The organism is Monashia sp. HAY1-2A, assembly GCF_056755315.1.
Window position 1 is genome coordinate 18,476 of the sequence record NZ_JBNDHY010000001.1, and the last position, 26,843, is coordinate 45,318.

Consider the following 26,843-nt stretch of genomic DNA (forward strand, 5'->3'; position numbering starts at 1 on the left):
CGGGGTGCGCCGCAGGGCGTCCCGGCACCGGAGTCAGGTCGTCTTCTCGGTGGTCTTCGCGGTGGTCTTCTCGGTGGTCATCTCGCTGGTCGGTCAGTGCAGGACGGCGAAGGGGCGCATCCGCGCCACCGGCCGCACGATGCGGTGGCGGGTCAGGACCGACATGGCGGCGTTGACGCCGTGGTCGTCGAGGTGCGGTGCCGATGTCGGTGCCTCGTCGCTGTACCGGTAGCGGCGGGTCGAGCGGCCCCCGGGGTCGAGCGTCGAGCGTCCGTCCTTCTCGAACTGCTCGATGACGGTCCCCGCACCGTGGCACGCGGAGTGGAGGCTGTCACTGCTGCGCTCACCGGCGACGGCGAGGTAGGAGGAGGTGCGGTGCGTGCCGGGCAGCAGGACCGCCTGGCCCGTCGTCGCGAAGACCGACCCCTCGGGCATCCGGTCGGCCGGGAAGGCGCGGCACGAGTTGTGCCGGTGCACGACGGCGCGCTGCCCCCCGACGGACTCCTCGTAGATCGAGTTGTGCGGCGAGTCGACGACGAGGCGTCCCGGCTCGCCGCCGAAGGTGTCGAGGGCGATGCGGCGCAGCGCCGCGTAGGTCGCCACCCGGAACGCGTAGCCGTAGTTCATCGCCGACGCGTTGGCGAGCATGAGCCGCTGGCCCTCGTCGCTGTCGAGGTCGACCGGCGCACAGCCCTTCGCGAAGTAGAGCCGCATCCGCTCGCGCAGCTGGGCGGCCGAACGCGCCGTCGCCAGGTGGTAGAGCGGCTTCTGCACCGCCATGACGGCCTTCATGGCGCGTGCCGTGTCCTTGCGCCGCTGGAACAGGTGCCCGATCTCACCGGTGAGGACGCCGCCGCCGGCGTGGTACTGGAGCGTCACCTGTCCCTGCCGGATCCCGAGCAGCTCGGCCGCCTCCGGGTCGAGGATCTCCTCGACCTGCTGGAGCTCGACGAAGTGGTTCGTCGGGCCCACCGTGCCGAACCGCAGCCGCGCCAGCTGCCACGTCAGGGCCGGGATCTCCTTGCGCAGCCGCGCGGCGCCGCCCCACGGCTCGAGGTCGACCCGCCCGCACTCCTCGATCCGCTCGAGCTCCTCGGCCTCGACGCCCCACCGCTCGGCCGCGAACTGCGCTCCCTCGGTGGCTGCGGCCACGACCTCGCCGGCCGTCAGCTCGCGCGCCCCGCGGGTCGGGTAGGGGTACTTCTCCCGGACGGCCCGGTAGAACGCGTCGACCGCGTGGTCGGCCGGCTTGTCGGTGCCGAGCGCGATGAGTGCCATGCCGCAGTTGACCGACGAGCTGGTGAACGTCGGGCGGATCGTGCCGCGCGTCGCGACGGCGATGCTCGAGGGCATCTCCATCTTCCGCTTGTGGTGGAAGTCCGGCAGCACGACGGGCGGCGCCGCGAGGTCGAGGCCGGCCGCCCCCATCTCGAAGGAGCGCAGTACCGCCTCGTCGGCGCGCAGGCCCGGTCCCTCGATGACGGTGGCGGTCCGTCCCGGCCCGGGGGCCGGTCCGGAGGTCGTCGGGCTGGTCGCGCCCGGTGCCGGGCGCTCGGCTCCGGTCCCGGCGATGACGGTGAGGTCCACGAGTGTCCCCTTGTCCTGGTCGTGTGGTCGGTCGGTGGGTGCGTCGGTGAGGTGGGCGGGGTGACGTGGGCCGGTGAGGTGGGCCGGTGAGGTGGCCGGTGGGTGGCCGGTGAGGTGGCCGGTGGGTGGGTCGGTTCAGTAGTCGTCGGGGTACGGGACCGCAGCGACCAGACGCCGGTCGTCGCGCGACGGGACGTAGTTGCGCAGGAGCAGCTCGAGGATCGTCTTGACCTCGTCGACGGCGTTGCGCGCCGCCGCGTCGAAGAGGGCCTCGAGGTGGTCGTCGAAGTCCGGGTCGAGGGCGTCGGGCGACGTGCTGAAGATCCGCGGGTGCGCCGTCTGGGTCCGTTCCTCCTCCTCGGAGAAGAGCGCCTCGTGCAGCTTCTCCCCCGGCCGCAGCCCGGTGTAGCGGATGTCGGGCTCGGGCAGCCCCAGCTGACGCGAGTAGCTCTGGACCAGGTCGACGATGCGCACCGGCTGGCCCATGTCGAGGACGAACGTCTCGCCGCCGCGGGCCAGGTGCGCCGCCTCGAGGACGAGGCCCACGGCCTCCTCGATCGTCATGAAGAACCGGGTGACGTCCGGGTCGGTGACCGTGAACGGCTCGTCGTTGCGGAGCTGCTCGGCGAGCACGTGCAGCAGGGATCCCCGACTGCCGAGGACGTTGCCGAACCGCACCGCCGACACGATCGTCCCGCGCGAGTTTCGCGACGCGTGCCGCGTGACCCGCTCGGCGAGCTGCTTCGTCGCGCCGAGCACCGAGGTCGGGTCCGCGGCCTTGTCGGTCGAGATGAGGATGAACCGGCCGACGCCGTGCTCGACGGCGGCCCGCACGACGTTGAGGGTTCCGGCCACGTTGGACTTGACGCCCTCGCAGGGGTGCCGCTCGAGCATCGGCAGGTGCTTGAGGGCCGCCGCGTGGAAGACGACGTCCGGCCGGACGTCGGCGATGATCTGGCGCATCCGGCGGGCGTCGCGGATGTCGGCGACGACGACGTCGTCGGTGTCGAGCAGCCCCTCCCCGGTCAGCTCGAGCTGCAGGCGGTGCAGGTTCGACTCGTCGTGGTCGAGCATGACGAGGCGTTCGGGTCCGAACCCGTTGACCTGGCGGCACAGCTCGCTGCCGATCGAGCCGCCGGCGCCGGTGACGAGCACGGTCGCGCCGCTGATCGTGGCCCGCACCTCGGGCGAGACGACGTGCATCTCCGGGCGCCCGATGAGGGCGCCGACCTCGAGCGAGCGCAGGTCCGTGCCCACGACGTCGCGCTGGAGCATCGAGACGAACGAGGGCAGGTGACGCACGCTGGCGCCGACGCGTGCCGCGGTCGTCGCGAGCATGCGCACCTGGTCGGCCGGCAGCCCGGGGATCGCGAGGAGCACGACGTCGACCCGCTGCACCGTCACGACCGACAGCAGGTCGGACAGCGTGCCGAGGACCGGCAGCCGCCGCACGACGCGCTTGCTCGTGTCGTCGTCGAGGAAGCCGATCGGCGCGAGGCCGAAGTCGCGCACCCTCTCGAGGTCGCGGGCCAGGGCCCGGCCGGCCTCGCCGGCGCCGACGATCAGCGTCCGCAGCCCCTTCTGCAGCGTCGGCACGAAGCCGATGTCCGAGGGATTCCATCCGTAGCTCAGTGTCGTGCTCACCCTGTCGCTCCCCTTCGTGCAGTCTCAGCAAGCGCCGCGCAGACCTGGTCGATCTCCGCGTCGGTGATGACCGCGTCCATCGGTAGCGAGAGGATGCGGTCGAAGACCCGGTCGGCACCGGGCAGTCCCTCGGCGGGGACGATGCAGTGGTCCCGGTACCACGTCAGCCGGTGCAGCGGGATGAAGTGCACCGACGTGCAGACGCCCTGCGCGCGCAGCGCGTCGACGAGCGCGTCGCGGCTCATCCCGTAGGCCGGCTCCACGCGCACCGGGTAGAGGTGCCAGGCGTGGCGGCCCTCGAGGGGGCGCGGCGGGCGTCGCAGGCCGGGGATGCCGGCCAGCCCCTCGTCGTAACGCGCGGCGACCTCGGCGCGGCGGGCCTGGTCGCGGTCGAACCGGCGCAGCTGGGCCCGGCCGATCGCGGCCTGGACGTCGGTCATGTTCGCCTTGAGGCCGTCGAGGGCGACGTCGTAGCGCCAGCCGCCGCCGGGCAGGTAGCGGCGCCATGCGTCGGCCGACATGCCGTGCAGCCGGGTCCGCCGGATGCGGTCGGCGAGCTCGGGGTCGTCGGTCGTGACCATGCCGCCCTCGCCGATGGCCAGGTTCTTCGTCGCGTAGAAGCTGAAGCACGTCGCCCGCGAGATCGTCCCGACGGGCTCGTCGCCGACGACGGTGCCGAGGGCGTGCGCGGCGTCCTCGACGACGCGGTCGAGGTCGACGCCGGCCGCGGCGGCGAGCGCGCGGACGTCGGTCGGCAGCCCGGCGAGGTGGACGACGACGAGCGCGTCGACGCCGCCGGCGCCGTGCGCGGCGGCCGCCGCGGTCTCGGGCGAGGGCATCGCCGTGACGGGGTCGACGTCGGCGAGGACCGGGACGTGTCCCGCGTGCCGGATGGCGGCCGCAGCGCCGCAGAACGTCACCGTCGACATGAGGACCTTCGAGCCGGGCGGCAGCTCCAGCGCCCGCAGGGCCAGCTCGATGGCCGCGGTGCACGAGCTGACGGCGATGCCGTGCTCGGCGCCGACGTAGGCCGCGAGCTCCGCCTCGAACTCGACGACCTGCTGCCCCGAGGTGACCCATCCCGACTCGAGCACCTCCGCGACGGCCTGGCGCGCCTCCGGGCAGATCCGCGTGCGGGTGAACGGCACGACGTGCGGCTCGGTGGCGGTGGGCGCCACGGGCGCGGCCGCGGTGAGCGCCGGCGTCGGCGCGGGGGCGACGGCGCCCGGCGCGTTCCGGGTGCCGGGGCGCGTCAGTGCCCGGGGACGGCGGGCGATCTCAACCATGGACCTGCACCTCGCTCCGGGTCAGCGCCACCGCGGCGGAGGCGGAGTGGACGTGCAGCTTGCGCAGGATGCGCCGCACGTAGGTCCGGACCGTGTTGTCGGACAGGTCGAGCGCGATGCCGATGTCGTGCCGGGTCATGCCGGCGGCCAGGCAGTCGAGGACTGCCGACTCGCGCTCGGTCAGCGGACGGGAGTCCGGCAGCACGGCGTCGGGTCGCTCGCGCAGTGCGGCGGCGAACATCGCGTGCAGCGGTTCGGCCGGCAGGTGCGCCTCGCCCGCAGCCACGTCGATGAGCGCGTCGAGGAGCTCGTTGACGCCGTCCTGGCGCGAGACCCAGCCCCGGACGCCCCACGCCAGCGCGTCGGGCAGATGCACCTCGCCGCCGGCCGGGGACAGGACCACGACGCCGAGCGAGGGGCACTCGATGCAGAGCCGCTGGAGGTTGCACACGTCGGCCAGGTCGTCGATGGCGACGGCGACGACGTCGCAGCGGGCGGCGAGGTCGTGCGCGAGCGCCTCCGGGATGGTCCGGGCACTGCCGACGAGACGGAGCGTGCGGTGCTCGGCCAGCACCAGGGCGACGGCGTCGAGGAAGCCCTGACGCACGTCCACCATGACCACTCGGACGTCCTGTTCCATGTCCACGAGGGTCCCTCCCTGCGCATCGATGCGGACCCGACGCGGGCACGACTGCGCACTACGTCAAACGGATGACCCCGGGGGCTCGGGCGTCGGCGACGCGCGTCAGGCGGGGCGCACGTGCGCCGGCCACTCGATCTCGTCCGCGTGGGCGGCGACGAGGGCAACGGCCTGCAGGCGTGAGTGGACGCCGATCTTCGTCAGCACGTTCTGCACGTGGGTGCGCGCCGTGCTCCGGCGCACGTCGAGCGCGGAGGCGATCTCGTCGGTCCCGAGCCCGTCGGTGATGCACCGCAGCACCTGCCACTCCCGTTCGGTGAGGAACGACAGCACCCACGTCGGGCTCTCCTGGGGGTCCCCGGAACGCATGGCGCTCTGCAGGATCCGCGGCTCGACCGCCAGGTGGCCGCTGACGGCCAGGCCGATGGCCTCGACGAGCTGTGGCAGCCCGCGGTCCTTGCGCACGAAACCGGAGGCGCCCATGGCGATGGCTCGCCGCACCGAGACGTCCGAGGCGTCGGCCGAGAACATGACGACCTTGGTGCCCGGCGACTCCGCCCGGATCTTCGCGATGGCGTCCAGACCCGACCCGTCGGGGAAGTTGACGTCGAGGAGGCAGACCTCGGGCTGGACCTCGGCGACCGCCTGGAGCGCCTCGGCGGGACCGTGGGCCGTCGTGACGTCGTAGCCGAGGTCGGACAGGGCCGCGCCGAGGGTGTCGAGGATGAGCCGGTGATCGTCGCAGACGACCAGCTTCATGACCGGCGCCGCCCTCAGGAGGCCAGCGCGTGGCTGCCGCGGCGCAGCGCGATGTCGGCCGACGCACCGCCGTCCGGCCGCGCCGCGAGGCGGAAGGTCCCCTGGCACGCGGCGACCATGGCCCGCGTCGTCGCCAGGCCGATCGACGTGCGATTCACGACGCGGCCCAGCCCTGGGCCGTCGTCGAGCACGCGGACGTGCATGCCGTCGTCCCCCTCGCCGACCTCGACGCGCACGTGGCCCGACGGTCCCGCCGCGCGCACCGCGTTGTCGACGACGCACCCGAGCGCTCGGGCGAGCGCGACCGGGCGGGCGAGCACGAGGCCCTCGCCGACGACCTCGACGTCGATCGTCGCCGTCGTCGTCATGCGGGCCCGGTCGGCCACCTCGTGGGCGATCGAGCCGGCGTCGACGACCTGGGGGTCGTCACCGGCCGCGCCGTCCAGGCTCGACGCGACGAGCTCGGACAGCCAGGCGGCCTGTTCGTAGATGTGGCCGAGGCGTTCCTGCACGTCCCCGCGGCCCGAGGTCGACAGCAGCAGGATCGCTGCCAGCGGCTCGCGCAGGTCGTGCAGCAGGCCCCGGACCGGGTCGGTGTCCGGCCCGGCCCACCCTCGTCCGATCTGTGTCGGAGTGCTGTACTCCATGTCCGAATCGCCCCCCTCTAGGCTGTGCTGACTCGCGCCCCCCGGTGCGCCCCTGACGTCCAGCGTCTGTTGGCTGGTCGGCCACCCGATGCCCCCGGGCCGTTCATCCGGCTGGTCCAGCGAGACTCAGGTTACGACCGCAGCTCCGAGCGCTTGGGCTTTCACGAAATTCCCAAGCTGAATTCCGAGAATTGACAGGAGGATTCGCGCGTAACGTGCCGCAGCCGACAAAGCGTGCATACGCCGCGTGTATGGAGAGAACGACCCGATCCGACCGTGCGGACGGTCGGGGAGCCCGGCTCGGCACACGGCGGCGGTGCCGTGCATCATGGCCCCATGGCGCGCAAACGCGGACTCCGCTTCCTCGCTCGCGACGGACGAGAGCTGACCGTCCGCGACGAGGAGGGCGAGGAGCATCGCGCCACCCTCCGGAAGGTCGAGGCCTTCGGTGCGCACGAGGACGGCGCCTTCGCGTTCGGCTACTGCAAGAGCTGCGACTGGACGGGCCCGGCCCGGCGCGCGCGGGACAAGGCCCGCAAGGACGCCCTCGTCCACCAGGACGACTGCACCGGCAAGGGCCGGATCCGCATCGGTGTCAGCGAGGACGACACGCCCTGACGCCGGGCGGAGCCCGGGTCAGCGGCGCCGGGGCAGGTAGCGGTGCTCGGGCCGCCCGGTCGCGCCGTAGGACAGGTCGAGGTCGAGGAGCTGCTTCTTGACGAGCGTGGCCAGGTAGCGCTGCGCGGTGGGGCGGCTCGCACCGAGGATCTGCGCCACTTCGGCGGCCCCCACCGGCGCCGGTGCGGCGGTGACGATCTCGAGCACACGTGCCATCGTCGGCTGCAGCCCGCGCACCGTCGCGGCCTTGCGGGGCGGGGTGCCCCGCAGGCCGTAGAGCGCGTCGACGACGTCCTGGTCGACGCCGCCCTCGCCCGCGGGGGCTCGCTCGAGCCGCTCGGCCCACGCGCGGTAGGCCTCGAGCTGCTCGCGCAGGGCCGCGAACGTGAAGGGCTTGACGAGGTAGTAGAACGCGCCGAGCTGCATCGCCGTGCGCACGGACTCCAGGTCGCGGGCCGCCGTGACGAGGAGGAAGTCGGGCACCGGGCGCCCGGCGGCCGCGAGCCGCCGGACGAGCTCCAGGCCCGTGAAGTCGGGCAGGTACATGTCGAGGAGGACGAGGTCCGGCTCGGTCTCGCCGACGAGCCGCTCGGCCTCGGTCCCGGTGTGGGCCTCACCGACGACGCGGAAGCCCTCGACCCGTCCGATGGCGAGCGCGTGGGCATGGGCGACGTGGTAGTCGTCGTCGACGACGAGGACGCTGATCACGCGGCCCCCTCCCGCACCCGGACGGGCAGGGTGACCTCGAACCGGGCTCCGCCCGGCGAGGACGCGGTGATCGTGCCACCCGCGCGCGTGACGAGGCGGTGCACGAGCGCCAGCCCGACGCCGCGACGCATCCCGCCCCGGGGGTCCTTCGTCGAGTACCCGTCGACGAAGACGTCGGCGAGGCGGTCCGCAGGGATCCCCGGGCCCGTGTCGAGGACCGACAGGTGCAGGTGTCCGTCCCGGCGCAGGAGGCGCACCGTCACGTCACCGCGCGGGTGCCGCCCGCTCGTGCGCGGGTCGTCGGCGACGGCGTCCACCGCGTTGTCGACGAGGTTGCCGAGCACCGTCGCGACCGGCAGGCCGTCGACGTCGTGGGCCTCGAGGCGGCTGGTCGGGTCCAGGTGCACGAGCACGTCGCGTTCGGCGGCCACCGTCGTCTTGGCGAGCAGGAGGGCGGCGACGACCGGTGCCGCCACCTGCGACCGGATCTCCTCGCTGGCGAGCGAGGTCTCCTGCCAGAGCTGCTGGCTGTACCGGGTGGCCTCCTCGACCTCGCCCATCTCGAGGAGCACGGCGAGCACGTGCAGCCGGTTGGAGAACTCATGCTCCTGCGCACGCAGGGCGGTCGTCAGGCTCTCGACCGAGTCCAGCTGGCGCAGAAGGGCTTCCAGCTCGGTGCGGTCGCGGATCGTCACGACCCAGCCGGCGTTGCGACCGCCGACGATGACCGGCATCCGGTTGAGGACGAGCAGGTTCTGGTCGGTGACGGCGACGAGGTCGCTGCCCTCGACCTCCCCCGTGACGATCCGGCGCAGGTGGCCCGCCGGCAGCACCTCCTCGACCGGCTGGCCGAGCCGGGCGGTGTCGATGCCGAGCAGCCGGCGCGCCTCGTCGTTGAGGACGTTGATCGCCCCGTCGGCGTCGACCCCGAGGACCCCCTCGCGGATGCCGTGCAGCATCGCCTCGCGCTCCTGGACGAGCGCGACGATCTCGGCGGGCTCGACCCCGAAGGTCACCCGCTTGATGGCCCTCGCCAGCAGGACCGAGGCCAGGACGCCGAGACCGAGCGCGACCAGGCTGTAGAGCGCGATGTCGGCCACCTCGGCCGAGACCCTGACGCCGACCTCGGACTCGAGGATCCCGACCGACACCTCGCCGACGGGGCGGCCCGACGCGTCGATGACGGGGGCCCGCGAGTTGGCCGAACGGCCGAGGCTGCCCTCGTCGATCCCGGTGTGCACGTGGCCGTCGAGGGCGACGACAGGCTCCTCGATGCGCCGGCCGACGAGCGCCGGGTTGGGGTGGGAGTAGCGCACGCCGCGGCGGTCGATGATGACGACGTACGACGCCCCCGACGCGGCACGGATGCGTTCGGCGAGCCGCGGCAGCACGTGTTCCGGGTCGCCCGACGCGACCGCGGCGGCCACCTCGGGCACCCGGCCGACGGTGACGGCGATGCTCGTGGCCTGGTCGGTCGCGTGCGCGTCGGCCGCCCGGCCGGTCAGCCGCGTGTAGAAGCCGAACCCCACGGCCATGGTCGCGACGACGATGCCGAGCACGGCCACGAGGATCCGGGACGCCAGCGTCCGGCCAAACCTCGGCATACCTCACCTCACACCACGGGGACTCGCTCCAGCATGACTGAGCAGAACGCACAAAACCACGGCTAACGCGGCTATCACGACCAAGGCGCACAAGGCTTCAGCACCGGACCGACCCGCCCCTACGGTGACGCAACTCAACGAGGAGAAAGGGTTTCGGCCCATGGCCGCCATCGAGCTACGAAACGTCACCAAGACCTTCCCCACGAGTGGGGGCGGCACGTACACCGCGATCGAGGACCTCAGCCTGACCGTCGAGGACGGTCAGTTCTGCGCCGTCGTCGGCCCGACCGGCTGCGGCAAGTCCACCACCTTGACCCTGGTCTCCGGGCTGGAGCGTCCCACCCGAGGTGAGGCCGTCGTCCACGGCGAGCCGGTCCGGGGCATCGACACCGGCACCGGTTTCGTCTTCCAGCAGGACGCCGTCTTCCCGTGGCGCACGGTCCTCGACAACGTCGCGGCCGGACCCCTCTACCGCGGAGCGCCCCGCGCCGAGGCCACCGGGCTCGCCCGCGACTGGCTGCGCCGCGTCGGGCTCTCCGGCTTCGAGGACCGCTACCCGCACCAGCTCTCGGGCGGCATGCGCAAGCGCGTCGCGCTGGCCCAGACGCTCGTCAACCAGCCGCGCATCCTGCTCATGGACGAGCCGTTCAGCGCGCTCGACGTGCAGACCAGGGCGATCATGTCGACCGAGCTGCTGCACCTCTGGGACCAGACGCGTCCGGCCGTCGTGTTCGTCACGCACGACCTGGAGGAGGCGATCGCGCTCGCCGACAAGGTGGTCGTCATCACCGCGGGCCCCGGCACGGTCAAGGCCGAGTTCGAGATCGACCTGCCGCGCCCGCGCGTCGTCCAGGAGATCCGCCTCGACCCGCGCTTCACCCGCCTCTACGGGCAGATCTGGGAGGCGCTGCGCGCCGAGGTCGAGGAGGCCTACGCCCGCACGACGCGTCTGACGGAGGTGGCCTCGTGATCGACACGACCGCAGGACGCCCGTCCCCCACGCCCGCCGCCACGGCATCCTCGCAGGTGCCGCCTGCCGGCCTCGACAGCATCGGCACGCGCGACGCGACCGGTGCAACCGGTGCGCCCGATGCGCCCGATGACAGGCCCGCGACGCGGACCGACCCCCGCGCCGTCCTGCGCCGCCGCCGGCCGCGGCTGGCTGCCGTCCGGCTCGGCATCGTCGTGGTCCTCGTCGGCGCCTGGCAGCTGTGCGTCCACACCAAGCTCGTCGACCCCTTCTTCTGGGGCGAGCCGACCGGCGTCTGGGACACCCTCGTGGCCTGGGTGACGGTCGGCACGCCACAGGGCTCGCTGGGAACCCAGATCCTCGTGACGCTCGAGGAGGCCGTGCTCGGGTTCGCCATCGGCGCCGTGCTCGGTGTCGTGCTCGGCATCGCCCTCGGCCGGATCCAGGTCCTGTCGGAGATCTTCGCGCCGTTCCTCAAGGCGGCCAACTCGATCCCCCGCATCATCCTCGGCTCGATCTTCACCGTTGCGTTCGGGTTCGGGATCCAGTCCAAGGTCATCCTGGCCGTCGTCCTCGTCTTCTTCGGGGTCTTCTTCAACGCCTTCCAGGGCAGCCGCGAGGTCGACCGCAACCTCGTCGCGAACGCCCGGCTGCTCGGGGCCTCGAGGTGGCGGGTCACCCGTGACGTCGTGCTGCCGTCGGCGTTCACGTGGATCCTCGCGAGCCTGCACATCAGCTTCGGCTTCGCCCTCATCGGTGCCCTCGTCGGGGAGATCCTCGGCGCCAACGAGGGCCTCGGCCTGCTCATCCGCTCGTCGCAGAACAACTTCGACATGAACGGGGTCCTCGCCGGCATGGTCCTCGTCGCCGCCATCGCCCTGACCGCCGAGGGCCTCATCACCCTCCTCGAGCGCCGCCTGCTGCGCTGGCGCCCCCCGCAGACCCATGGCGGAGGCGCGCACGAGTAGCACCGCACACCACACACCAGCACCCGAGGACCAGTTCCACACAGACTCAAAGGAGAGTTCCCTTGAACAGCAAGCGAATCGGTGCCATCGGCGCCGCCCTGCTGGCCGCGTCGACGATGGCCGCCTGCGCCAACAACGCGTCCGGCGCCAACGTGTCGGCGGGCTCGGCCGACCCGAACGCCCCCACCGTGACGATCATGGTCGGCGGCATGAGCAAGCAGATCTACCTGCCGTTCATGCTCGCCAAGCAGCTCGGCTACTACGCGAAGGCCGGCGTCAACGTCAACCTCGTCGACGAGCCGGCCGGAGGCGACGCGACGCAGAACATGCTCGCCGGACAGGTCCAGGGCGTCGGCGGCTTCTACGACCACAACATCGCGCTGCAGGCGCAGGGCAAGTCCTCCGAGGCGGTCGTCTCGATGCTCCAGATCCCCGGCGAGGTCGAGCTGTGCCGCAGCGACCTCAAGGGCACGATCAAGAGCCCGGCCGACTTCAAGGGCCAGTCGCTCGGCATCACCGACACCGGCTCCTCGACCGACTTCCTCACCCAGTACCTCAGCAAGAAGAACGGCGTCGACCCGACCCAGGAGACCCGCCGCGGCGTCGGCGCCGGCCAGACGTTCATCGCGGCGATGAAGCAGAAGACGATCGCCTGCGGCATGACGACCGAGCCCACGGTGAGCAAGGCGCTGTCGGACGGTACGGCCTTCATCCTGCTCGACATGCGCACCGCCGCGGGGTCGAAGGCGGCGCTCGGCGGCACGTACCCGGCGACCTCGCTCTACATGCCGACCGAGTGGGTCAACGGCAACAAGGGCACCGTGCAGAAGCTCGTCAACGCCTACGTCGCGACCCTGAAGTGGATCCAGTCGCACAGCGGCGCGGACATGGCCGACAAGATGCCGGCCGACTACTACAAGGGTGTCGGCAAGGACGCCTACGTCGCCGCCCTCGACAGCGAGAAGGGCATCTTCAACCCGACGGGCCTCATGCCGCCGGACGGGCCGCAGACGTGCCTGTCCGTCCTCGGGGAGTTCAACCCGAAGGTCAAGGGCAAGTCGATCGACCTGTCGAAGACCTACACCGACGAGTTCGTCAAGGCCGCGACGCCGCTCGCCTGACACCCCGTCCACCCGCACCACCGGCGGTGTGCCGTCCGGCCCGACCCCTCCGCGGCCGGACGGCACCCGTCGTCGTCGCTTGTCGCCGGCACAACTCGGCACGACGGCGTGACGACGCCGGCCGGACGCTCAGGGCTGGACGCCGACGAGGGCGAAGAACTCCTGGCGGGATCGGGCGTCCTCGCGCAGCGACCCGCCGAGGGAGGACGTCAGCGTCGTGACGCCCGGCGCCTGGACGCCGCGCAGCGACATGCACAGGTGCTCGGCCTCGAGCACGACGCCGACGCCCTTGGGAGCCAGGTGGTTGACCAGCCAGTCGGACACCTGCTTGGTCAGCCGCTCCTGCACCTGGGGCCGGCAGGAGAAGTGTTCGACGATCCGGGCCAGCTTCGACAGCCCGAGGATGCGGTCGCCGGGCAGGTAGCCGACGTGGGCGACTCCCATGAACGGCAGCAGGTGGTGCTCGCACACCGAGCGGAACGGGATGCCGCGGGCCAGGACCAGCTCGTCGTAGCCCTCGTCGTTGGGGAAGGTCGTCAGCTCGAACGGCCGGGGCGTGAACAGCTCGGCATAGGCGCGGGCCATCCGGCCGGGGGTGTTGCGCAGGCCTCTCGTCGTCGAGTCGGACCCCCAGGGCCTCGAGGAACAGGGCCGCCGCTCGCTCGGCGGCTGCCAGGTCCCTCTCGGGCGCGTCGTGCACGACCCTGAGGACCCGGTCGCGCCCGGAGCCGCTGTCACCTCGACGGCCCACCCGGTCCTCGTCGGGGTCCTGCGCCTGAGCCTTCACGAGATCCATCGCCACTCCTGGGCCGAAACATTAAGACCAATAAACTTTGGCGTTATCAGGCGCTCCTCGTCAAGTGCGGCACTCGGTGCAGAGCTCGCCATGACCAACGGCCGTGGTCGTTAGACTGGGCAGGTGCTGTCGGAACGCGAGATCCGAGCGGTCGCCTCGCTCGAGGACGACCTGCGTCGTGGCATGTACGCGTTCATCCGGGCCGAGGGCCGGCCCGTCACGCGCGACGAGGCCGCCGCCGCCGTCGGGATCTCCCGCAAGCTCGCGGCGTTCCACCTCGACAAGCTCGTCGACAGCGGCCTGCTCCGCTCCCACTTCGGCCTCGGTCGGCGGCCCCGCTCCGTCGGGCGCGCCCCGAGGCTGTACGAGGCCACCGACGACACGGTGAGCATCACCATCCCGGACCGCCGGCCCGACCTGCTCGCCGAGCTGCTCCTCGACGCCGTGGTCGCGACCGGGACGGGCAGCGCCGTCGAGACCGCGGCCACCGAGGCGGCCACCGACCGGGGCCGCCGGGCCGGCACCTCGAAGCGCGCCGTGACGCGACCGGGACGGCTGGGCCCTGAACGGGCGCTCACCCTCGCCGAGTCGCTCCTCGCCGAGCACGGCTTCGAGCCGACTCGCGAGACACCGACGTGCGTGCGCCTGCGCAACTGCCCCTTCCACCCGCTGGCGGCGCGGGCTCCCGCGCTCGTCTGCGGCCTGAACCACGCCTTCGTCGAGGGCATGCTCGAGGGGCTCGGGGCGAGTCGCCTCAAGGCGTCGCTGTCCCCCGCGGCGGGGCACTGCTGCGTCCGTCTCGACGTCGCGGACGACGCCGGACGGTGACGGGCCGTGACGGACGACGCCGGGCGGTGACGGGCGGTGACGGGCGTGACGGTCGGCGACGGGTCTCCGGGCGCTCAGGCCGTCCGGCGCAGGTGAGCGGGGGCGAGGTCGGCCAGCCGCTCGCCGAGCGCCTCGAGCGTCCGGCGTTGCAACCGGCTCACGGCCATCGGTGACAGGCCGAGCTGCGCCGCGACCTCCCGCTGGCTCAGTCCCTCGGTGAACCGCAGGTGGACCAGGCGCTGCGCCTCGAGCGGCAGCGACCGCACCGCGTCGCGCACCACGACCCGGGTCTCGACGTCATCGGACGTCCGGTCCTCCAGGCTCCGTGCGTCCGGGCGAGCGGGGTCGGGACAACCGGCGTCCGCGTCGGGTGCCGGCGCGTCGAGCGAGGTCGGGCGCAGGTTCTGCTCGGCGATCTCGAGCTGGCCCAGGGTCTCGAGGTCGAGGCCCATGGCCGAGGCGAGCTCGGCCGAGGTCGGGGGACGCCCGAGGTCGCGCGTCAGCTCCTCGCGCGCACGGGTCATCTCCTGACGCTGCTCCTGGATCCGGCGTGGCGGCCGGACGAGCCAGCCGTGGTCGCGGAAGTGGCGCCGCAGCTCACCGGTGATCGTCGGCGTGGCATAGGCGCCGAACGGCGTCTCGGCCGTGACGTCGTACCGGGTGACCGCCTTGACGAGCGCGAGCGCCGCCACCTGCTCGAGGTCCTCGGCCTCGACCCCCTTCTGGAGGTAGCGCCGGGCCAGTGACCTCGCCAGCGGCAGGTGGGCCACGACCGCCGCCTCCATCGCGGCACACCGTTCGGACTCCGTCGCGGCGCTGTGCACCGCGTCGATGAGCCGGCGCGCGGCCTGCTCGCCCGGAGACATGTGGGCGGGAGGCTGCGCGAGGAGACGGCGCCGCGGGGAGGGTGGCGGCGCCGTCTCGCGTCCCCACGTCGCTGTGGAGACGTGCGAGGCGATGCCTCGCGTCATGGGCCGAGCAGACGGTCCGGACGGGCGGGGACGGCCGACGCCGGCGAGCGCCCCATCGCGGCCGTCGCCACGGCATCTCTCGGGCTCGGTTTCGGGCGGGCTTCCATCGGCGTGGCTCCTCGGTCGTCTGGGGTCGGTCCGCCATGGGCGGCCCGTGGCCCGGGTCACCACCGAAGACCCCCACGGGCCGGGTGCATGACGCGACGGGGGCGCGCCGGCGCGGGACCGGTGATCGGTCGGGTAGCCCGTGGTCCACGCGCGGGCCATCGGCCGGTGGGCCCGACCGGCTGTCGTGCGCACGTCATGCACCGGCGCCGAAGGCGTCCGGGCGGGCCCCGTCAGCGACCCACGGCGCCCCGGTGCGTCATCTCGTACGCGGCCAGCACCTCGAGGAGGAGCTCGCTGGCCGCGTCGTGGATCCGCAGGACGTCCTCGGCCGGTGCCTCCCGCAGGACCTCGGCGGTGACCTGCAGGTGGATGCGGCACATGTCGAGCAGCGGCACGCCGCCGGCGAACGCCGACCGACCCAGCTCGTAGGCCGCGGCGCGGACCTCCTCGGCCCGGTGCGGCAGGAACCGCAGCAGGATGGGTCGGTAGTCCTGGGTCACACGGCCGAGGTCGGCGCCCTCGGAACGGGACGCGCCAGCCGTCACGAGCGCCCCTGGAGGCGGCCCTCGTCCGCCCACGTCGTCGACCCGCCGCCCCGGGCCAGCACGGCCAGACCCTCCTCGAGGTTCAGCGCCGTGGGCACGTCCGAGGGGCCGACCCCGAGGCGGACCATCGTGAAGGCGACCTCGGGCTGGATGCCGACGATCACCGTCAGGGCGCCACGCAGGCGTGCCATCTCCACCACCCGACGCAGCGTCAGGGCCGCGAAGGAGTCGATGACGTCGAGGGCGGCCACGTCGATGACGACGCCCCTCGACCGGTGCTCCCCGATCTGGTCGACGAGGTCACGCTCGAAGCGCACGAGCTGCGAGTCGTCGAGCGCGGTGTGGATCGATGCGATCAGGTTGGGGCCCTGTCGCATGATCGACACGAGAGCTGGGCTGCCGTTCACGAGCTGGCGCTGGCCTCCCTTCGGGTGACGCTGTATCCGAGCAGACGCTCGGCCTCCTCGAGGCCGCCTTGCAGGTCACCGATGGTGTACATCTTGCTGAGGTCCACACCGATGGTCACGAGCGTCTGGGCGATCTTCGGTGACAGTCCCGTGATGATGACGCTCGCACCCATGAGGCGTGACGCGTCCACCGTCTGGACGAGGTGGTTGGCGACAGCTTGGTCGACGTCCGGGGACCCGGTGATGTCGATGACGACGACCTTGGCCCGGTGCGTGCGGATCCCCGCGAGCAGCTGCTCGGTGAGCTGGCGGGCGCGCTCGCTGTCGAGGACGCCGATGATCGGCAGGATGAGCAGCCGCTCACGCACGGGCAGCACCGGCGTCGACAGCTCCCGGATGGAGTCCTGCTGCTGCCGGATGACGCGCTCGCGCTCCTCGACGAAGCTCACCGCGACGGTGTTCGCGATCCGGTTCGCGGCGGGCTCGTAGGCGTCGAGCACCTCGTTGAGCAGCGCGAAGTCGCGCTGGTACTTCTCGAAGAGGGACCGCGCGAGCACGTCACGCAGGAGCAGCACGATGCCGACGACCTCGTGCGTCTCGACGCCGCGCGGGATGATGCGTTCGGACAGGTCCCGGGCGTAGTGCTGGAGGGCCTCCACGCTGCCGGTCTCGAGGACCTCGACGTAGTTGTCGTAGACCGACGTCGTCTCGGCGGCCATCTCCTGCTGGGTCATGGCGGTCAGCAGGTGCGCCTGCTGGATGCGTTCGGCCCACTCCTCGCGCAGCCTGGTCCGGTGCTCCCGCAGGTGGGCGACGAGCTGGGACAGCAGGTGCTCGCCCTCGGCGATGCCGCCGCGTCCGCGGCCGGTGTCGTGGTCAGTCATCGTTGCGCGTCCTCTCCCACTTGGTCATGGTCACCGTCGTTCCGTGCTCGGGGTCGCTGGCCAGGACGAAGTCGTCCATGAGGCGGCGCACGCCGGGCAGCCCGAGGCCGAGGCCGCCGTAGGTGCTGTAGCCGTCGGTCATGGCCCGGTCGACGTCGGCGATGCCGGGTCCGGCGTCGCGCGCCGTCACGCGGATGCCCCGGGCCGGGACCTCGACGAGCTCGATGGTGACCTCTCCCCTGCCGGCGAAGCGCACGATGTTGCGGCAGACCTCGGAGACGGCCGTGGCGACCAGGGTCAGGTCGGTGGGGCCGAAGTCGAAGGTCGAGGCCATCTCTCGTGCGGCACCGCGCGCGCGGACGATGTCGGCGTCGCGCTCGATGGGGATGTGCACGGCGTCGTCGCGTCCCTGCCCGCGCTCCAGCAGCGGCCCGCTCAGTCGGGCGCACAGCTCGCACTCGAGCAGGTGCTGGGCGGCCTGCACCTCGCGTTGGCGGCGCTGGTCGCCGCTGCTCAGGGCGAGCAGCACCGGCCGGCAGCGGTCGGTCAGGCTCGGGGCGTCCTCCAGCTCGAGGAGGTACTCGACGCGGAGCCGGGCGCGGGTCCGGTTCAGGTGGGCCGCGACCGCCCCCGGGGTGCTGCCGGCCCGGGCCGCCAGCGACCGCGTGTCGGTGCCGGCCACCTCGTGCTCGAGGAGCAGCCGGCGGTCGCGGTCGTCCAGATGCGCCAGGGCCCGCGCCATGGCCTCCTGGTCCTCGCCGAACAGCACCTGGGCCTCAGGTGTCTCGGGTGCGCTGACGTCCACCACGCGGTGCTGGTTGCGGCGCCTGCGGTCCTCCTGGCGCCACATCGTCGCCACGACGTTGCGGGCGGTGGCGATGGCGTACGGCTCGAGCATCCCGGGCTCGATGCTGTCGAAGGCGGCGAGGACGCGCGCCAGCGTCTCCTGCACCAGGTCCTCGGCGGCCGGGTGCGCCCCGACGCGAGCACCCACGATGCGCCGGACCATGGGGATGAGGTCCGCGACGTCGTGCGCCGCCTGACCCCGTTCCTCCCCGTCGCGCTGTGGTGCGCTCACCTCCCGAGGATACCGAGCGGGGAGGGTGGGACCGCGTCATACGCCGGGCCGACCCGCGTCGTCGCTGACAGGGGGAGCTCGATCGGGGGACCGCACGCGGAAAGGACCCGACATGACACTCCTCGGCCTCACGACTCCGGTGATCGGGTTGGCCCTCATGCTCGTCATGGCACGCGTGGAGAGGTGGGTCTCCACGTCGTCGCCCCCGAGAGTCCCCGTCGACGACGTGGCAGGAGCCGGAGCGGCCCGAGCCGTCCCCCGCGTCCCCCGGGCCGGGGCCGTCGCCGGCGCCGGCCGGGTACCCGGCGACCACCCGCCGTACCCGGGGCGGCCACGCCGGGCGAGGTGAGTCCCCGCCACCTTGCCCGTGCGGCGGGGACTCCTCGGCTCGTCCGGGACCGGCAACCCAATCCGGGCCGGTCACCCCGGGCCTCTCGGCCCCCTGCCCCCACAGCGGTGGGCCTCCCCACCACGGTGGCACGGGTTCTCGACGCCGTCCGCGGAATCGCGGAACTTCTCGCCGCCCTCACCGGCCCGCGGGCCCATCTGGCGCTACTCGGACTCCAGCAGGGCCTTGGCGGTGTCCAGCGCCGCCATCTCGCCGTCCATGGACTTCTGCACCGGACCGGACATGAAGAGCTTCTTCACCCCGGAGAGGTCGGCCGTCAGGGAGAAGGTCACCGTGGTGGCCCCGCCGTCGGTGCTCTCGAAGGCGTACTCACCCCGCGGGCGCGCCGGTCCGGCGACGACCTCGAACGCGTACCGGGTCGGCGCCGAGTAGTCGGTCACCTCGATGTCGGCATCGATCCCACGGCCGCCGGGCCCGGCGACGACCTGGTGGATGCGCGACCCGGCCTGAAGCTGGGCAGGCCCGTCGATCTCCTTGACGTGCGGTCGCCACCGTGGGTCGTTCGACGGCGTCGTGAAGAACGCGAACACCGTCTCGACGGGCCGCTGGATGAGGATGGTTCGCTGGGCCGCGGGCATGACGTTCCTTCCGGCGATCGTCGCTGCGTCGCGATTGTCGCGCGCGCTCGCTGCACGCCACAAGGGCTGCCAGACGCTCCTCACCCGTCCGACCGACCGCACCCCTCCCGCGGCCGCGGCCGACGGTCACGCGCTGAGGCGCGCGGGGGCTCCCGACGCCAGGGCGTCGAGGAACCCGTCGACGACCGCGGTCAGGCCCGGCTGCACGTCCGTGCCGAACGTGACCGCGCCCGAGGCCGACGTCTCGATGAGCTGGTCGACGACGAGGAAGCCCTGAACGACGTGCCGGGCTCCCATCGAGGACAGGACGGGCCGGAGGCCGTAGTCGAGCGCCAGGGCGTGCGCGAGGCTGCCGCCCGTCGCGAGCGGCAGCACCGTCTTTCCGGCGAGGGCCAGCTGCGGCAGCAGGTCGAGCCACGACTTGAGCAGGCCGCTGTAGGCGGCCTTGTAGACGGGGGTGGCGACGACCAACGCGTCGCTGTCCTCGAGCAGCCGGGCGGCCCCGACGACGGCGGGGTCGTCGAACCGGGCGTGGAGCAGCGCCTGGGCCGGCAGGTCGCGCAGGTCCAGGTGCACGACCTCGTGGCCGTGCCGCACGACGGTGCGGGAGACGTGGTCGAGCAACACAGCCGAACGCGAGGTCGCGCTGGGGGATCCGGAGACGGTGAGGATGCGGGACATGGCGGGTCCTTTCACGAGGCGGGTCGGTGGGTCGTGGGGGTGACGCGGGACGCGTCCCCCGGGGGTCGGTCGCTCATGCCGTCGCGGCCTCGGCGCGCGTCGGCGTGCCCGAGTAGCGGTTGACGGGGCGGGGCAGCCCGTAGTGCTCGCGGAGGGTCGACCCCGTGTACTCGGCGCGGAAACGGCCGCGCCGCACGAGGATCGGCACGACGTGGTCGACGAACGCCTCCAGGCCCGACGGGAGGGCGGCCGGCATGATGTTGAACCCGTCGGCGGCACCGCCGGTGAACCACTCCTCGAGGGCGTCCGCGACCTGCTCGGGCGTGCCCGCGAAGGTCCGGTGCCCGCGCCCACCGCCGAGGCGGCCGATGAGCTGCCGGACCGTGAGGTGCTCACGGCGCGCGAGCTCCACGATGAGGGTGTAGCGGCTCTTGGCCCCCTCGATCTCGTCCTCGGAGGGCAGGTCTGCCGGCAGCGGGCGGTCGAGCGGCAGGTCGTCCGGGGTGAGCCGCAGCGTCCGGGCGAGCTGGGCCACGGCGTACTCCGGGCGGATCAGCTCGTCGAGCTCGGCCTCGAGCGCTCGCGCCTCGGCCTCGGTCGAGCCGATGACCGGGACGATGCCCGGCAGGACCTTGATGCCCTCGGGGTCGCGGCCGACGGCCGCGGTGCGGGCCTTGAGGTCGGCGTGGAACGCCCTGGCGTCCTCGAGGGTCTGGTGGGCGGTGAAGACCGCCTCGGCGTACCGGGACGCGAACGCCTTGCCGTCCTCGGACGAGCCGGCCTGGACGATGAGCGGGTGCCCCTGCGGCGAGCGTGGCAGGTTCAGCGGACCGCGCACCCGGAAGTGGGTCCCGACGTGCTCGATGGCCCGGACCTTGTCGTTGTCGCCCCACCGGCCGGAGGCCTTGTCGCCGGTCGGCGCGTCGTCGTCCCAGCTGTCCCACAGCTTCTGGGCGACGTCGAGGAACTCGGCGGCCCGCTCGTAGCGCGTGTGGTGCGCGGGCTGGTCGTCGAGGCCGAAGTTGCGGGCGGCGTCGGGTCCGGCCGTCGTGACGACGTTCCACCCGGCACGGCCGCCGCTGACGTGGTCGACGGACGCGAACCGGCGCGCGAGGTTGTAGGGGTCGTTGTACGTCGTCGACGCCGTGGCGATGAGGCCGATGCGGCTCGTGACCGCCGCGATGGCCGTCAGCAGGACCGTGGGCTCGAGCGCCCCCGACGGGCGTCGCCCGATGTCGTTCCAGAGGACCGGGCTGTCGGCGAAGAAGATCGAGTCGAGGTGGCCCCGCTCGGCGATCTGCGCCAGGCGCTGGTAGTGCGTGACGTCGGTGCCTGCGAAGGGGTCGCTCTCCGGCAGGCGCCAGGACGCCTCGTGGTGCCCGGTGCTCATGAGGAAGGCGTTGAGGTGCATGGCGCGGCGGCTGGTGGTTGTCATGACGTGGTCCTTTCGGCGTCGGGGTCGGTGTCGGGGTCGGTGTCGGTGGGTTCGGTGGCCGTGCGGGATCCGGCGGGGGTGACGCCGAGGGCGGCGAGGAGCTCGCTCCGGACGGCGGCGTAGGCGGCGTCGGACGGGTTCCGATCGCCTCCGTGCGCCTGCCCGTCCCCATGGCGGGGGGTGAGGTCGATGCGTCGCTCCAGGGCGATGCGCCCACGGTCCAGGACGATGACCCGGTCGGCGAGGGTGACCGCCTCGTCGACGTCGTGGGTCACGAGCAGCACCGCAGGATGGTGCCGGTCGTAGAGCTCGCGCAGCAGGTCGTGCATGCGGAGGCGGGTCAGGGCGTCGAGGGCGCCGAAGGGCTCGTCGGCCAGCAGCAGCTCGGGGTCCCGGACGAGGGACCGGGCCAGGGCCACGCGCTGCTGCTCACCGCCCGAGAGCTCGGCCGGCCAGGCGTGCTCGCGGCCGGCGAGCCCCACCTCGTCCAGCGCGGCCACCCCCTTGTCGCGCGCTGCTCGGCCGGAGAGGCCGAGGACGACGTTGTCGAGGACGCTGGCCCACGGCAGCAGTCGCGAGTCCTGGAAGACGACCGAGACGCGGTCGGGGACGACGACGCGTCCCGAGCCGCTGACCTCCCCGTCGAGCCCCGCCAGCGCGCGCAGCAGCGTGCTCTTGCCGCAGCCGCTGCGGCCCAGCAGGACGACGAACTCCCCTGGTGCGATGTCGAGGGAGACCCCGTCGAGGACGCCCTTGGGTCCGTAGCCGCGCACGAGGTCCTCGACGACGACGGCGGTGCGGTCGGCGCCGACGCGGTCGGGGCTCAGGAGCCCAGGGTGCGCTGCCATGCCAGTGCCCTCCTCTGCAGGAGTCGGACGGCACCGTCGGACAGCAGACCGAGCAGCCCGTAGAGGACGAGCCCGACGACGATGATGTCGGTCTGTCCGTACGTGCGCGCGAGCTCCATCATGTAGCCGATGCCGGACGTCGAGTTGACCTGCTCGACGACGACGAGGGACAACCAGGCGGCGGTGACGGCGAACCGGAGGCCGAGGAGGAAGCCCGGCAGGGCACCGGGAAGGATCACCTTGCGTACGAATGCTGTTCGGCTCAACCCGACGGTCTGCGCCAGCTCGACGTACCTGCTGTCGATGCCCCGTAGCCCGGCGTGGGTCTGGACGTAGACGGGCACGAGCACGCCGAGCGTGATGGTGACGACCTTCATCGGCTCGCCGATGCCGAACCAGAGGATGAGCAGCGGCAGGAGGGCGAGTGAGGGGATGGCGCGCTTGACCTGCACCGGCCCGTCGACGAGCGCCTCACCGAACCGGCTCAGGCCCGAGAGCAGCGCCAGGGCGGAACCGAGGAGGATCCCGAGGAGCAGACCGAGGCCGGCACGCTGGGCAGACACGGCGAGGTTGGTCTGCAGCCGGCCGTCGGCGAGCAGGTCGCCCGTGGTCGTGACGACGGTCCAGGGGGCCGACAGGATGCGGGGGTCGAGCAGCCCGGAGGCCGAACCCGTCACCCAGACGGCGAGCAGGGCCACGGACCCGAGCGCTGCGTCGAAGCGGCGTCGGCGGCCCGGTCCGAGCCTCGTGGCCCGTGGGCGCTCGTCGACCAGCCGGACGACGGGCACCGTTGCGGCGGTGCGGTTGTCGCGCCGCGTGGAGATGTCGACCAGCGTCGTCATGAGGCGCGTCCGGTCGCGTAGGCGGTGCCGCCGACCTTCTCGAACCGGCGGTCCCAGAGGGTGGCGACGTCGAGGTGCGGGCGGTGCTGGTCGGCCGACAGGAGGTCGGCGGTCTCCTGGTGGCGGCGGATCGCGGCCGTCCAGTCGGTGGGGACGTCGCGGGCGCCGGCGGACCTGACGAGGTACTGGCCCTCGGCGTCGGTCAGTCCCTGGTTGCGGACGTAGTAGCCCGCGACCCACTCCTTCGGGTGCTCGTCGACCCACTTCAACGCGGCGCCCCAGTGCGCGACGTACTCGCGGATCGCGGCGGCCTTGCCGGCGTCGCGCAGGGAGCTCTCGGGGGCGTAGAGGTGACCGGGGTCGTCGCGCAGCCCGTGCGGGACGACGGTGGCGCCGTCCCTGCCGTACTGGGCGAGGTAGCGCTCGAGGGCAACTCCCCCGATGGGCGCGACGTCGATCTGCTTGGAGGCCAAGGCGGTCGGGTAGACGTCGCCGGTGCTCGGCAGCTCGACGAGCTGGACGTCCTGCTGGGTCAGCCGGGCCCTGTGCAGCACGCGCAGGACGAGGGCGCCCTGCGCCTGGCCGGGGCTGTAGGCGATCTTCTTGCCGCGCAGGTCGGCCAGTGAGGTGACCCGCACGCCCGGTGCGATGCCGAGCTGGTAGATCGGGTGCGTCTCGGGCTGCCTGCGGAACTGCGCGGCGACGATGCGCGTGTCGACCCCGGTCCACGCGGCCTGCAGGGGCGGGATGTCGGCCACCGCACCGAGGTCCAGGGCCTTGGCCCGGAAGGCCTCCAGCGTCTGCGGGCCACCGCTGATGTTGGCGAAGGTGACCGGGAAGGTGAACTTCTCCAGCTCGCCGGAGAGCCTGAGGGCCTGCTCGACCTGCGGGTCGCCGACGACGAGCGTCGTGCCCTTCGGGACCGTGGTCGGCAGCGCCGCGGTGGGAGCCAGCGGCGGGCCACCGTCGGCAGCGCTGGAGGTCCCACCGCAGGCAGCGAGCGTCGCGAGCAGCGGCGTGGCGGCGAGGGCGAACAGGACGGAACGTCGGTCCGGCGCGTGGGCGGACGGGGTGGTGGGCATGGCGAAGGGACCTTTCGGAAGGCGTGCGTGAAGGAGCCCGCGGCACGGCCGGCCGTCCGGGAACGGTCGGCACCATCGGGCGGGGGGAGGGAGCAGCTCCCGGCGACGCCGCGACTGGCCGCGACGGGCCGCGACGGGCCTGAGACGGGCCGCGACGCCCCGAGGGCCTCAGGCCGGGACGTGCTCGCGGCCGGGCCGGGAGCGGCGCGACGCCCTTCAGGGCCGCGCGGAGGGCGGCCGGGGCGTGCGGGGCGCGCTCAGCGACAGATGGCGCTGGCGACACCCATGTGGTCGACCGCGCGACGCATGGTCAGCATCTGGTGGCGCATGCCCTGATCTCATACTGCCTGGCTAGGATTTGCAACGGCCGTCCGCGTGGTGGACACGCCGGTCGCGGACCGACGCAGGCGACGGGCCGGCCTGGCGGCCAGGCGGGCCCCCCGGGTACGGGCGCAGGGCCCCCGGGGCAGCGTCAGTGGGGGCCGATCTCGCCCGAGCCCCGCACGACGAGAGACGGCTCGATGACGACCCGCTGGGGCGGCGTGCTGTCGCCGTCGATGCGGGAGAAGAGCAGCCTGCCGACCTCCGCGCCGATGCGCTCGACGTTCTGCCGGACCACGGTCAGGGGCGGGTCGATGAGGTCGGCCATCGGGAAGTCGTCGAACCCGACGACCGCCACGCGGTGGGTGAGCCCGAGCGCGCGCAGGGCCCGGAACGCCCCGACGGCGAGGTCGTTGCGCCCGGCGAACAGGGCCGTCGGCGCCGGGCCCGGCCCGTCGAACAGGCCGAGAACCGCGTGCTCGGCGGCTTCGGTCGTGTGCAGGTCGACCACCTCGACGAGATCCGTCTCGGCGGCTCCGGCCGCCCGCATGACCTCGCGGTAGCCACGCAGCCGATCCTGCGCGGTCTGGATCTTCGCGAGGTCGCACAGGGCCGCGACGCGTCGGTGTCCGTGCGCCACGAGGTGCTCGACCGCCCGACGAGCGCCGAGGACGTTGTCGACGGTGACGCAGTCGGCGTCGACCCCGTGCGGGACACGGTCGACGAAGACCGTCGGCAGCCCGGCCCGCAGCTCCGGCGCGAGGTACTCCTGCCGGGCCGTCGCGGGCATGAGGACGAGGCCGTCGACGCGCCGCGCCACGAGCCCACGGACGAGCTCGACCTCGCGCTCCGCCTCCTCGTCGAGGCTGGCCGCCAGCACGACGGTGCCGTGGCTGCGGGCGATGTCCTCGAGGGATCGCAGCAGGCTGGCGGAGAAGCTGTTGCTGAGGTCCTGGAAGAGCCCGCCGACCGTCCCGGATCGGTTGTTCGCCCGCCGCAGGAGGCTCGCGTTGGCGTTGTGGACGTAGTCGAGCTGGGCGACCGCACGCTCGACGCGCTGGCGGACCGCGGTGGACACGTTGGCCTCGTGGTTGACGACGCGCGACACCGTCTTGAGGCTGACGCCCGAGAGCGTCGCGACGTCCTTCATGGTGGCCCGGGCGACGCGTCTGCCATCGAGGCCGGCGGCCACGGCCGGCGGCGTCGGGCGGGGGCCGGTGTCGGCACCGCCAGGTGACAACGTTGTCTCATCCATGTCTCAGTATGGTCATGAAACCTTGACTCATGGGGGAACGGCCCCCTATAAAGATTCTGACAACGTTGTCAGCCGACGACGTCGGACAGAGAGGTCACGTCATGCAGCGCACCACCATCGTTCCCACGCACCGGCCGGCAGCGCGCCGGGCGTTGGTCGCCGTGGCGGCCGGGAGCCTGGTCCTCGGGATCGCGGCTTGTGGCGGCGGCGGTTCCGCCACCGGCTCGGGGACGGGCGGAGGTGACGCCGGCGAGAAGGTCGGCGTCTCCCTCATCACCAAGGACTCCACCAACCCGTTCTTCGTCGCCATGCAGAAGGGCGCCCAGGCCGACGCGGCCAAGGACAACGTCGACCTGACCATCGCCTCGGGCGCCAAGGACGGCGACGAGCAGGGCCAGGTCCAGGCCATCGAGAACGCCATCGCCGCGGGCGACAAGGGCATCCTCATCACCCCCAACGGGCCGGGGGTCAACGCCGCGATCAAGAAGGCGCGCGACGCCGGGCTCTACGTCATCGCCCTCGACACGCCGCCCGACCCCGCAAACACCGTCGACATCACCTTCGCGACCGACAACTTCAAGGCCGGTGAGCTGATCGGCCAGTGGGCCAACAAGCAGCTCGGCGGCAAGAAGGCCACGATCGCCCTCCTCGACCTGTTCAACGACAAGGTCGTCTCGGTCGACTACAACCGTGACCAGGGCTTCCTGACCGGCATGGGGATCGACACCAAGGACAAGCAGAAGAACGGCGACGAGGACAAGACCGGCAGCTACGCCGGCGGCCAGTACGCCATCGCCTGCAACGAGCCGACCACCGGTTCCGAGGACGGCGGCCGCACCGCCATGGAGAACTGCCTGACCAACAGCCCCGACATCAACGTCGTCTACACGATCAACGAGCCCGCGGCCATCGGCGCGTACAACGCCCTCAAGGCGGCCGGCAAGGAGAAGGGCGTCATCATCGTCTCCGTCGACGGCGGCTGCGCCGGCGTCAAGTCGGTCAAGGACGGCGTCATCGGCGCGACGTCGCAGCAGTACCCGCTCAAGATGGCCACGCTCGGCATGGCGGCCATCGCCAAGATCGCGCGCGGCGGCGAGAAGCCCAAGACCTCGAACGGCCTGGACTTCTACAACACCGGTGTCGCCCTGGTCACCGACAAGAAGGCCGACGGGGTCGAGAGCATCACCTCGGACGCCGCATCGAAGATCTGCTGGGGCTGATCG

The 26,843-nt window shown here is 72.6% G+C and carries 27 protein-coding genes; 6 read left to right on the forward strand and 21 right to left on the reverse strand.

From position 1 onward, the window contains the following. Positions 1–93 precede the first annotated feature (93 nt). The 6 genes from ACPYOM_RS00090 to ACPYOM_RS00115 all read right to left on the reverse strand — a co-directional run bounded on the left by ACPYOM_RS00090 (position 94) and on the right by ACPYOM_RS00115 (position 6,563). Positions 94–1,587, reverse strand: a complete 1,494-nt coding sequence (locus ACPYOM_RS00090) for an RtcB family protein (protein ID WP_481341231.1) — start codon at positions 1,585–1,587, stop codon at positions 94–96. Positions 1,588–1,722: 135 nt separating this feature from the next. Continuing rightward, a complete protein-coding gene (locus ACPYOM_RS00095) occupies positions 1,723–3,231 on the reverse strand; it encodes a polysaccharide biosynthesis protein (protein WP_481341230.1) in 1,509 nt (502 codons plus the stop codon). Beyond that, positions 3,228–4,517, reverse strand: coding sequence for a DegT/DnrJ/EryC1/StrS family aminotransferase (locus ACPYOM_RS00100; protein WP_481344422.1), 1,290 nt, complete (start codon positions 4,515–4,517; stop codon positions 3,228–3,230). Before ACPYOM_RS00100 ends, ACPYOM_RS00095 begins: the two co-directional genes overlap by 4 nt. Continuing rightward, positions 4,510–5,157: a response regulator transcription factor gene (locus tag ACPYOM_RS00105; protein ID WP_481341228.1), complete on the reverse strand. Its 648-nt coding sequence runs from the start codon at positions 5,155–5,157 to the stop codon at positions 4,510–4,512. Before ACPYOM_RS00105 ends, ACPYOM_RS00100 begins: the two co-directional genes overlap by 8 nt. A gap of 105 nt (positions 5,158–5,262) precedes the next feature. Continuing rightward, positions 5,263–5,916 (reverse strand): response regulator, encoded by a 654-nt coding sequence (locus ACPYOM_RS00110; RefSeq protein ID WP_481341227.1) that lies wholly within the window; start codon positions 5,914–5,916, stop codon positions 5,263–5,265. Positions 5,917–5,930: 14 nt separating this feature from the next. Continuing rightward, entirely contained in the window at positions 5,931–6,563 is a 633-nt protein-coding gene (locus tag ACPYOM_RS00115) for a sensor histidine kinase (protein WP_481341226.1), read from the reverse strand. Positions 6,564–6,899: 336 nt separating this feature from the next. On the opposite strand from ACPYOM_RS00115, the gene ACPYOM_RS00120 reads away from it, so the two are divergent. Then, positions 6,900–7,181: a hypothetical protein gene (locus tag ACPYOM_RS00120; protein WP_481341225.1), complete on the forward strand. Its 282-nt coding sequence runs from the start codon at positions 6,900–6,902 to the stop codon at positions 7,179–7,181. 18 nt (positions 7,182–7,199) lie between these two features. On the opposite strand, the gene ACPYOM_RS00125 is transcribed toward ACPYOM_RS00120, so the two are convergent. Then, positions 7,200–7,889 carry a response regulator gene (locus ACPYOM_RS00125; RefSeq protein WP_481341224.1) on the reverse strand — a complete coding sequence of 230 codons (690 nt, stop codon included), beginning with the start codon at positions 7,887–7,889 and terminating at the stop codon, positions 7,200–7,202. After that, positions 7,886–9,493 carry an ATP-binding protein gene (locus tag ACPYOM_RS00130; RefSeq protein WP_481344423.1) on the reverse strand — a complete coding sequence of 536 codons (1,608 nt, stop codon included), beginning with the start codon at positions 9,491–9,493 and terminating at the stop codon, positions 7,886–7,888. Before ACPYOM_RS00130 ends, ACPYOM_RS00125 begins: the two co-directional genes overlap by 4 nt. Before the next feature lie 160 nt (positions 9,494–9,653). Here ACPYOM_RS00130 and ACPYOM_RS00135 point away from each other — a divergent pair, with 160 nt between their 5' ends. From ACPYOM_RS00135 to ACPYOM_RS00145, 3 genes are all read left to right on the forward strand, one after another. After that, complete coding sequence (locus ACPYOM_RS00135) at positions 9,654–10,463, forward strand: ABC transporter ATP-binding protein (protein ID WP_481341222.1); 810 nt, start codon at positions 9,654–9,656, stop codon at positions 10,461–10,463. Continuing rightward, the gene (locus ACPYOM_RS00140; protein WP_481344424.1) at positions 10,460–11,431 is read left to right on the forward strand and encodes an ABC transporter permease; all 972 of its coding nucleotides are present in this window, start codon (positions 10,460–10,462) and stop codon (positions 11,429–11,431) included. Before ACPYOM_RS00135 ends, ACPYOM_RS00140 begins: the two co-directional genes overlap by 4 nt. Before the next feature lie 62 nt (positions 11,432–11,493). Continuing rightward, a complete protein-coding gene (locus ACPYOM_RS00145) occupies positions 11,494–12,552 on the forward strand; it encodes an ABC transporter substrate-binding protein (protein WP_481344425.1) in 1,059 nt (352 codons plus the stop codon). Positions 12,553–12,681: 129 nt separating this feature from the next. Here ACPYOM_RS00145 and folE read toward each other — a convergent pair whose 3' ends face one another. Beyond that, a complete protein-coding gene (folE, locus tag ACPYOM_RS00150) occupies positions 12,682–13,137 on the reverse strand; it encodes a GTP cyclohydrolase I (RefSeq protein ID WP_481344426.1) in 456 nt (151 codons plus the stop codon). Between the two features lie 334 nt (positions 13,138–13,471). Between folE and ACPYOM_RS00155 the strand changes: the two genes are divergently transcribed. Then, the gene (locus tag ACPYOM_RS00155) at positions 13,472–14,176 is read left to right on the forward strand and encodes a helix-turn-helix transcriptional regulator (protein ID WP_481341218.1); all 705 of its coding nucleotides are present in this window, start codon (positions 13,472–13,474) and stop codon (positions 14,174–14,176) included. 74 nt (positions 14,177–14,250) lie between these two features. Here the strand turns inward: ACPYOM_RS00155 and ACPYOM_RS00160 are convergent, their stop codons facing one another. The 12 genes from ACPYOM_RS00160 to ACPYOM_RS00215 form a co-directional block, all read right to left on the reverse strand. Further along, positions 14,251–15,147 (reverse strand): sigma-70 family RNA polymerase sigma factor, encoded by an 897-nt coding sequence (locus ACPYOM_RS00160; RefSeq protein ID WP_481344427.1) that lies wholly within the window; start codon positions 15,145–15,147, stop codon positions 14,251–14,253. 338 nt (positions 15,148–15,485) lie between these two features. Continuing rightward, the gene (locus ACPYOM_RS00165; protein ID WP_481344428.1) at positions 15,486–15,800 is read right to left on the reverse strand and encodes a phosphatase RsbU N-terminal domain-containing protein; all 315 of its coding nucleotides are present in this window, start codon (positions 15,798–15,800) and stop codon (positions 15,486–15,488) included. Next, the gene (locus ACPYOM_RS00170) at positions 15,797–16,177 is read right to left on the reverse strand and encodes an STAS domain-containing protein (RefSeq protein ID WP_481341215.1); all 381 of its coding nucleotides are present in this window, start codon (positions 16,175–16,177) and stop codon (positions 15,797–15,799) included. Before ACPYOM_RS00170 ends, ACPYOM_RS00165 begins: the two co-directional genes overlap by 4 nt. A 26-nt stretch (positions 16,178–16,203) precedes the next feature. Beyond that, on the reverse strand, positions 16,204–17,091 hold the full coding sequence (locus ACPYOM_RS00175) for an STAS domain-containing protein (RefSeq protein WP_481341214.1): 888 nt from the start codon (positions 17,089–17,091) through the stop codon (positions 16,204–16,206). Further along, positions 17,084–18,169 (reverse strand): sigma-70 family RNA polymerase sigma factor, encoded by a 1,086-nt coding sequence (locus ACPYOM_RS00180; protein ID WP_481344429.1) that lies wholly within the window; start codon positions 18,167–18,169, stop codon positions 17,084–17,086. The genes ACPYOM_RS00175 and ACPYOM_RS00180 overlap by 8 nt, the downstream gene beginning before the upstream one ends. Before the next feature lie 552 nt (positions 18,170–18,721). Further along, positions 18,722–19,156, reverse strand: coding sequence for an SRPBCC family protein (locus tag ACPYOM_RS00185; protein WP_481344430.1), 435 nt, complete (start codon positions 19,154–19,156; stop codon positions 18,722–18,724). Between the two features lie 126 nt (positions 19,157–19,282). Further along, on the reverse strand, positions 19,283–19,837 hold the full coding sequence (gene ssuE, locus ACPYOM_RS00190) for an NADPH-dependent FMN reductase (protein ID WP_481344431.1): 555 nt from the start codon (positions 19,835–19,837) through the stop codon (positions 19,283–19,285). 73 nt (positions 19,838–19,910) lie between these two features. Next, positions 19,911–21,272, reverse strand: coding sequence for an LLM class flavin-dependent oxidoreductase (locus ACPYOM_RS00195; protein WP_481341210.1), 1,362 nt, complete (start codon positions 21,270–21,272; stop codon positions 19,911–19,913). Further along, entirely contained in the window at positions 21,269–22,120 is an 852-nt protein-coding gene (locus ACPYOM_RS00200; RefSeq protein WP_481344432.1) for an ABC transporter ATP-binding protein, read from the reverse strand. Before ACPYOM_RS00200 ends, ACPYOM_RS00195 begins: the two co-directional genes overlap by 4 nt. Continuing rightward, positions 22,096–22,962 carry an ABC transporter permease gene (locus ACPYOM_RS00205; protein WP_481344433.1) on the reverse strand — a complete coding sequence of 289 codons (867 nt, stop codon included), beginning with the start codon at positions 22,960–22,962 and terminating at the stop codon, positions 22,096–22,098. The genes ACPYOM_RS00200 and ACPYOM_RS00205 overlap by 25 nt, the downstream gene beginning before the upstream one ends. After that, positions 22,959–24,044, reverse strand: a complete 1,086-nt coding sequence (locus ACPYOM_RS00210) for an ABC transporter substrate-binding protein (protein ID WP_481344434.1) — start codon at positions 24,042–24,044, stop codon at positions 22,959–22,961. The genes ACPYOM_RS00205 and ACPYOM_RS00210 overlap by 4 nt, the downstream gene beginning before the upstream one ends. A 472-nt stretch (positions 24,045–24,516) precedes the next feature. Next, positions 24,517–25,620, reverse strand: coding sequence for a LacI family DNA-binding transcriptional regulator (locus ACPYOM_RS00215; RefSeq protein ID WP_481344435.1), 1,104 nt, complete (start codon positions 25,618–25,620; stop codon positions 24,517–24,519). Positions 25,621–25,721: 101 nt separating this feature from the next. Between ACPYOM_RS00215 and ACPYOM_RS00220 the strand changes: the two genes are divergently transcribed. Then, positions 25,722–26,840 (forward strand): substrate-binding domain-containing protein, encoded by a 1,119-nt coding sequence (locus ACPYOM_RS00220; RefSeq protein WP_481344436.1) that lies wholly within the window; start codon positions 25,722–25,724, stop codon positions 26,838–26,840. The last annotated feature ends 3 nt before the right edge of the window (positions 26,841–26,843 follow it).

Excerpts from the sequence above, each read along its gene's own strand:
- ACPYOM_RS00100 (WP_481344422.1), bottom strand. The coding sequence starts at position 4,517 with ATGGTTGAGATCGCCCGCCGTCCCCGGGCACTGACGCGCCCCGGCACC.
- ACPYOM_RS00105 (WP_481341228.1), bottom strand. The coding sequence starts at position 5,157 with ATGGAACAGGACGTCCGAGTGGTCATGGTGGACGTGCGTCAGGGCTTC.
- ACPYOM_RS00110 (WP_481341227.1), bottom strand. The coding sequence starts at position 5,916 with ATGAAGCTGGTCGTCTGCGACGATCACCGGCTCATCCTCGACACCCTC.
- ACPYOM_RS00115 (WP_481341226.1), bottom strand. The coding sequence starts at position 6,563 with ATGGAGTACAGCACTCCGACACAGATCGGACGAGGGTGGGCCGGGCCG.
- ACPYOM_RS00120 (WP_481341225.1), top strand. The coding sequence starts at position 6,900 with ATGGCGCGCAAACGCGGACTCCGCTTCCTCGCTCGCGACGGACGAGAG.
- ACPYOM_RS00130 (WP_481344423.1), bottom strand. The coding sequence starts at position 9,493 with ATGCCGAGGTTTGGCCGGACGCTGGCGTCCCGGATCCTCGTGGCCGTG.
- ACPYOM_RS00135 (WP_481341222.1), top strand. The coding sequence starts at position 9,654 with ATGGCCGCCATCGAGCTACGAAACGTCACCAAGACCTTCCCCACGAGT.
- folE (WP_481344426.1), bottom strand. The coding sequence starts at position 13,137 with ATGGCCCGCGCCTATGCCGAGCTGTTCACGCCCCGGCCGTTCGAGCTG.
- ACPYOM_RS00160 (WP_481344427.1), bottom strand. The coding sequence starts at position 15,147 with ATGACGCGAGGCATCGCCTCGCACGTCTCCACAGCGACGTGGGGACGC.
- ACPYOM_RS00170 (WP_481341215.1), bottom strand. The coding sequence starts at position 16,177 with ATGCGACAGGGCCCCAACCTGATCGCATCGATCCACACCGCGCTCGAC.
- ACPYOM_RS00175 (WP_481341214.1), bottom strand. The coding sequence starts at position 17,091 with ATGACTGACCACGACACCGGCCGCGGACGCGGCGGCATCGCCGAGGGC.
- ACPYOM_RS00185 (WP_481344430.1), bottom strand. The coding sequence starts at position 19,156 with ATGCCCGCGGCCCAGCGAACCATCCTCATCCAGCGGCCCGTCGAGACG.
- ssuE (WP_481344431.1), bottom strand. The coding sequence starts at position 19,837 with ATGTCCCGCATCCTCACCGTCTCCGGATCCCCCAGCGCGACCTCGCGT.
- ACPYOM_RS00195 (WP_481341210.1), bottom strand. The coding sequence starts at position 21,272 with ATGACAACCACCAGCCGCCGCGCCATGCACCTCAACGCCTTCCTCATG.
- ACPYOM_RS00200 (WP_481344432.1), bottom strand. The coding sequence starts at position 22,120 with ATGGCAGCGCACCCTGGGCTCCTGAGCCCCGACCGCGTCGGCGCCGAC.
- ACPYOM_RS00205 (WP_481344433.1), bottom strand. The coding sequence starts at position 22,962 with ATGACGACGCTGGTCGACATCTCCACGCGGCGCGACAACCGCACCGCC.
- ACPYOM_RS00210 (WP_481344434.1), bottom strand. The coding sequence starts at position 24,044 with ATGCCCACCACCCCGTCCGCCCACGCGCCGGACCGACGTTCCGTCCTG.
- ACPYOM_RS00215 (WP_481344435.1), bottom strand. The coding sequence starts at position 25,620 with ATGGATGAGACAACGTTGTCACCTGGCGGTGCCGACACCGGCCCCCGC.
- ACPYOM_RS00220 (WP_481344436.1), top strand. The coding sequence starts at position 25,722 with ATGCAGCGCACCACCATCGTTCCCACGCACCGGCCGGCAGCGCGCCGG.